This is a genomic window from Ferruginibacter sp. (assembly GCF_031430955.1).
GTDB lineage: Bacteria > Bacteroidota > Bacteroidia > Chitinophagales > Chitinophagaceae > Ferruginibacter.
The window spans coordinates 1-6,427 of record NZ_JANPCM010000002.1; the positions used below are offsets into that span (position 1 = coordinate 1).

The 6,427-nt window shown below is 34.1% G+C and carries 3 protein-coding genes and 1 pseudogene; 1 reads left to right on the top strand and 3 read right to left on the bottom strand.

Translation table 11 applies throughout. The features are described 5' to 3' along the window. Positions 1–903, top strand: a pseudogene (locus tag ACY65O_RS00050) (3-octaprenyl-4-hydroxybenzoate carboxy-lyase); the annotation flags it as partial. Here the strand turns inward: ACY65O_RS00050 and ACY65O_RS00055 are convergent. From ACY65O_RS00055 to ACY65O_RS00065, 3 genes are all read right to left on the bottom strand, one after another. Next, positions 898–2,793, bottom strand: coding sequence for a DUF3857 domain-containing protein (locus ACY65O_RS00055; protein WP_462218799.1), 1,896 nt, complete (start codon positions 2,791–2,793; stop codon positions 898–900). The pseudogene ACY65O_RS00050 and the gene ACY65O_RS00055 sit on opposite strands and share 6 nt — an antisense overlap. Then, entirely contained in the window at positions 2,790–4,772 is a 1,983-nt protein-coding gene (locus tag ACY65O_RS00060; protein WP_462218800.1) for a DUF3857 domain-containing protein, read from the bottom strand. Before ACY65O_RS00060 ends, ACY65O_RS00055 begins: the two co-directional genes overlap by 4 nt. Positions 4,773–4,794: 22 nt before the next feature. Beyond that, positions 4,795–6,427, bottom strand: a 1,633-nt coding sequence (locus ACY65O_RS00065; RefSeq protein ID WP_462218801.1) for a DUF3857 domain-containing protein, incomplete at its 5' end; no start/stop codon positions are given.

Genomic DNA, 6,427 nt, shown 5'->3' on the forward strand with positions numbered 1-6,427 from the left:
GTTGGCCGTCCGCCACAGGAAGATACCAGCTTTGGGCAACTGATACACGAAATAACAGGCAGCGCTGTGCAAACAGAAATACCGGGTTTAAAAGAAGTACATGCTGTGGATGCGGCTGGTGTGCATCCGTTATTGCTTGCCATAGGCAGCGAACGTTACACACCTTATACGCCAACAAAACAACCGGCAGAAATTTTAACCATTGCCAATCATATTTTAGGCACGGGGCAATTAAGCCTGGCAAAATTTTTATTTATAACTGCCGGCAATACCAATAAATTATCGGCAAATAATATTGAAAACTATTTCAACTTTTTTTTAGAGCGGATTAATTTAACGAGAGATATTCATTTTTACACCAACACAACTATTGATACTTTAGATTATTCCGGCACCGGATTAAACAGTGGCAGTAAAGTAGTTTTGGCTGCTTATGGAGAAAAAATAAGAGAGCTTGCAACAACAGTTCCTGATTGTTTAAATAATTTAGATGGCTTTGAAAATGCAAAGCTGGTATTGCCGGGTGTTGTTGCATTACAAACAAAAAAGTTCAGCGATTATACAACTGCCTTAAATGAAATGCAAATACTCAATGATCAATGTTCAAAATTCAATGATCAACTTAGTGGCATTGCGATAATTGTTATTGCAGATGACGCAACATTTATAAGCGATACTTTAAATAATTTTTTATGGGTAACATTTACCCGCTGCAATCCATCGCATGATATGTATGGCATTAACAGTTTTACCATAAATAAACACTGGGGTTGCAATGGCCCGTTGGTTGTTGATGCAAGGATAAAACCACATCATGCACCACCTGTTGAAAAAGATGCAGCAACAGAAAAAAAGATTGACAGGTTATTTGAAAAGGGTGGAAGCCTGTATGGTATTTTATAATTTCTTTACTACAATTTTTTCGGTGTATTCTGCCATTACTTCGTTAAAGAATTTTTTTGTATCTAAAAATTTAGCAGCAGGAATTTTATATTCTGTCAGTTCCAGCCGGGCAGTGGTTGTTATAGTTTTTTTATTTTCATCGTACACATAATTACTTTTAAAACTTCCGTATTCAAATTTTATGTCTTTAGTTTTTGGTAAAGTTTCTAAACTAAATCCTTCAGGCAATTTATAAATGGTGGTATCAGTTTTAATAAACGGATGTTCAAAATAAAAATCCTGTGTACGGTTTTCTGCTTTGGGTAAAACAGAACGCCATATTTTATAAATACGTGGGTTTAAAAATTGTTTGTTGCCTGCGGTGAACTCAGGGATTTTTTCAATATCCAATTGCAGTTTTACCGGCGCAATCCTGTTTGCCTTATCATAATTTATTTCAAACTCGTCGGGTTGTAAAAATCCGATATAGTTTACTAAATACTTTTTTTGATCATCTTTTTTCTGGTCAAAAATATAATTTAAAAAATCCTGCCGGTATTCGCCTGTGCTGGTTAGTTGTGCTGTTGCTGTACCGGAACCATCTTCTTTCAGCGTTACTAAAGAATTACAGCCAAAGCGGTTTTCGGATGCTTTACTTTTTGGTGTGGCTACTAATTTACCGCCATCTTCCGTTATTAATAACGCATTTTTATTTTCTGTAAAATTACCAAGTACGCCAAAATCAGTTGTAGTGCTGGTACATTCCAGCCAAACAGAATCTTTGCCCGCAAGCACACATAAAATATCATGGTTAAAACCATTGTGCGGAAAATCAGGATCAACAGGTGCCTGGTTATAAGAAGCATTTATAAGTGCCTGGTAACTTTTTAAACCAACAGCAGTTAAACAAGCCTGCATATAATTGCTTAATGCCTTACAATCGCCATATTTTTTTTTATCTACAAAGTCAGCATCAAATGGTTTAAATCCGCCAATACCCAATTGAATACTTACATACCTGAAATTATTTTGCAAATAGGTGTATATTAGTTTAATTTTTTCTTTATCATCTGCAATGTCCTTCACCATATTTTTAAAAAATAATTTTCTTTCTTCCGGCATATTACCGGCATCTTTTATTAATGAAGCATACCATTTTCCAAAATTTTGCCAGCTGGTCATATCGCCGGCATAACCGTCCAGCTCAAATTTATTTGGAGATATTAAAATTTTTGGAAAACGGCTGCTGCCCTTTACACTTCCTTCTTCATATTCCAAAGCCGGTAAATTATTTACCGTCCAGGTATAAATTTTGTACTTATCATCTGAAGTAATTACAGGGTTAAGTGCAGTATTTTTTGGTTTAAATCTAAGATCAAGCTCAGCAGGGATTTTTGCAATAAAAACAGCATTTTCTACTGACTGCTCCGGCAGTTGAACATTAAAATCTGGATAATCTAAGGTGCCATTAAATTTTAATTCATAATCAATTTTTATCGTTGCAGGGTATTCGGCTACAGGCGTGTTAATGTAATAAACTTTTCCATCAGGTACCAAACCTTCACCGGTAGCCTGTTTGGTTAAATCTGATTTGGAATATTTTTTAACAGACTTCCCTTTGCTGTCAAAAATTTGAATGGACACCTCCTCGAGAGAATGGAATTTATCTGAAAATTCATAAAATAAGAATTCATCTTTTCCTGCTTCATTTAAAACGGTTATTACTTTATGCACTTTGTAATAAGCTTTGTCAATTGCCTTTACTTCAAACTCAATACGCTCTTCTCTTTTTACAGAGTAAGCATTCTTCTTCATAGCTTCTGTTATAGTAGCAACATCATAATTTCCCGTTTGTGCAAACAATGTTATAACTGTAAAAATAAATGCCAGGGTAAAATAAAACTTTGTCATAGGGTTGCTTTCTTTTTAATTAAAATGGGTTCATTTAATTTATCGAATAATTTTTTATAAAATTCTTTAAACACCGGATAATTGGAGGCTGGGTAAAATGATTTTTTAAACTCAACAGATATTCGCACATTCAGGATATTTTCTTCAGCCTGAATGGAACGGCTAAAAACAATACTGGTATCAGGCATTATCATCGAAATATTTTCGGGCAGTGCATCAAATGTATAATTTTGCGGAATAAAAAAATTACCATAAATATTGTACTGCTGCTGAAAACCAAAATCAATATCAGCAATTCGGTCGTCAGCTACAAACGGGTTTTTATCCAGGTCGGAAAAAAGATTTACAGTAAAATATTTATAATTGCCCGAGTTATTTAAGGGCATTGTAAAGTTTACTTTCTGTTCAAACGGTAAAGAATCTGTGTAGGCATTATTTACTGTAATGTTATCAATCTTTAAAAAAGGATAAGGCCTGGTAAAATATTCTTCTTTAAATTCTTCCTTATTTTTCAACCAGTTTTCGGAGCGTTCATTTCGGGCATATTCACTGCTTTTTATTAAACAATCCCCTTTTATTACCCCCGCAGTATCTATAACGCCGTGTACAGCAGTTAACACTTTGTATTTATAATTCCCATCAGTTATGTCTTTCCATTCACCTTCTTCACTCTTCAGTATAAAGCCCTTTGTATTAACAATTTTAGCAGGTATTAATTTGTAGTATGAAATTTTATCTGTGGCATCCAGCACAAAATATTTTCCATTAAAAGCAATATAAGCCATTACCGTATTAAATTGATTAAGGAAAGGATAATAAGGGGTTGCTAAACCATGTTCACGTGTGCTGAATAATATTGGTACTGCTTTTACCCCGGCATCATTTAATAGTTTTATAAACAATAAATTAATATCTGCTGTATTACCATTTTTTATTTCCCATGTTTTTACAATACCGTTATCAGTGTATATATCGTCTTTACCGTTACAATTTATTGTTTTACGAATTTGATTGTATATAAACAACATCCTGGTTTCGGCATTGGCAATTTTATTTGCTGTGGCAATAAAGGTTTCTGTACTTAAAATATTTTTTTCTAACTGTATCCCAAAATTTTCATCTTCTTTTAATTCATTAATTACATCGCTCCATTTAAACCGTAAGTCAGTAATATCCCCATCGCCATAATCTATCTGCTTAAGCTGAAATTGTAACCGCTGCATGTAATCTTTAGCCGCACCCATAAAAGGTTCATCTTTAATGCCCGGCAGGTTACGCATGATATAATTGTTCTTTAGCGATTTAGTTTTTATTGTTCCATTACCGGCAGAAAGTATTTCGTCTGTTACTTCTTTGCTTTCTTCTATTTTATCAATTACCGAAGGCTGTACCGAGAACCGAAAAATTTGAGGGACAGTAAATTGATATTCGCTGTAGCGGACTGGTATTCGTTCCTGAAAAAACCAATCTTTCAACTGCCCCATAGTTTCTCTTTCCATGGTGTATTTATATTCTATAATGCTGCCAACTTTTACTTCTGGAAAAGCAATAATCATTTCGGAATATTCAGCATTAATTTTTTTGGGGTAGAAGGAACTTTTTTTAATGTTGGTCGTTTTAATTTTGCCCACCGCATCAATATTATAAATGTAAGCACTAAGGGTAACTATCTTTTCATCGTTATTATAACTGTAATAAGGGATACTTACATTGGCGAGAGATAAACCTTTTTCTTTTAAAATTTTAATTCGGGTGCGCCTTTGAAAAATGGTTTTAAATAACGATCTGCCTGTGGTACCCCTGTCGTAATAGGTATTTCCCCAGTCAATTAATTTTACAGCTTCGGCACCTTTGTCAAAATCGCAATCTTTCATTTCCAGGTCGGCCTTATCCACTTTACCAAATGCAGGAATTTCTTTTTGTGCAAGCGCAACCGCCGAAATAAAAAAAAATATTATGGAAAATGATTTTCTTTTCATATAAACAAACACTTACTAAAGGTTACTTCTTTTTAAAAACAAACTGTTCATTTAATAAATCAAATAATTTTTTATAAAATTCTTTAAAGTAATCATAATCCTGGTACGAATAGAAGGGTTGTTTAAATTCAATAACGTATCTTATACTCAGTATGTTTTCATTAACAACAGCAGTTCGTAAGAAAACGATACTTGTATCCGGCATCATCAATTTTATATTTTTGGGTAAAGGCTCAAACTGGCAATTTTCAGGAATTTGAAAATTGCCTGCTATAGTATAATGCTGGTTGGCACCAAAAAATATATCCGAAAAACGTTCATCGGCAATAAAAGGATTTTTATCCAGCCCCGAAAAAAGATTAACAGAGAAATAATTATAATCGCCTGAAGAACTTATTTTCTTTTCAAATTTAAGTTGTTGTACAAGTGGTAAAGAGTCGGTGCCTTCATTAGTAAATGTAAGGCTGTCAATTTTTATATCTTCTTTATTTTGGTTCAGCCATGCTTCTGTAAATTTATCTTTCCCTTCTTTTAATTTAGCCATCCTTATAAACCTGCTGTAATCTGCAGATGTTATTAAAGCTGCACCACTCATATTTCCTTTATCATCAATTATGGCATCCAAAATAGTTGTGTTCTTAAAAAGTTGTTTTTCATTCCATAACGTTTTCCATCCCCATTTATAAGTATCAAATTTTTCAATTACCAATCCCTCAGAACTTGCTACTTCGTAAGGTATAAGTTTAGCAGGGGTATATTTGTCAGTTGCATCAAGCACATAATTTTGCTTATCTATCACAACATAAGCCAGCACTTTATTAAATTGATTGTACCCGGCCATGCTGGTATTTACCCTGCCGTTATCTCTTGTACTTACCAAAACCGGGTATGCATTTAAGTCAGCATCTTTTAAAAGGTTTACTAAAATAAGGTTGATCTCTCCCGCCGTTCCCTTCTTATCTTTCCAGGCAGATTTAACGCCATCTGATGCCCAAATGCTGTACATATCGTCCCACTTCATATTCTTTCTTACATAATCGTGTATGATAACCATTTTTTTATAAGGGTCGTTAATATCTTTAAGTAATGCATCTAAATCACTTGTTCGGGGTATATTTTTTTTAAGTTGTGTTCCAAAATCTTCGTCTTCCATCAATTCTTTAATTATTCCCGGCCATGTACTCAAAAGGCTGCGGCGTGGTTCCCCCGGAAAATCTAATGCAATAAACATGGGAGTAACCTGCTGCAGGTAATCCTCATCGCAACTGATATAAGGCTCATCCTTTAATGCTGGCACATTAAGCATTGTAAATGTTTTAATATTGCGGTCTGCTTTATCTTTTTCAACCCGATTAACCGTAAGCCCGCCCTTGGATATAGCAGATATCACTAATTCTCTTGGAAAATCAAGTATATACCGGCTGTAAATAACGGGTATTGATTTTTGAAAATACCAGTTTCTTAACGCATAAAAATAATCTGCATCATCTTTATATTTATATTCTATGATACTGCCCGGCTTCACGTCAGGAAATGTAAAAATCAATTCAGAAAATCTGTTATTAATTTTTTTGCGGTAAACTGCATCTTTTTCTACTTTGGTTATAACCATATTACCTGAAGCATCAGTATTAATGGTTTGCGCAGAAAGGCCC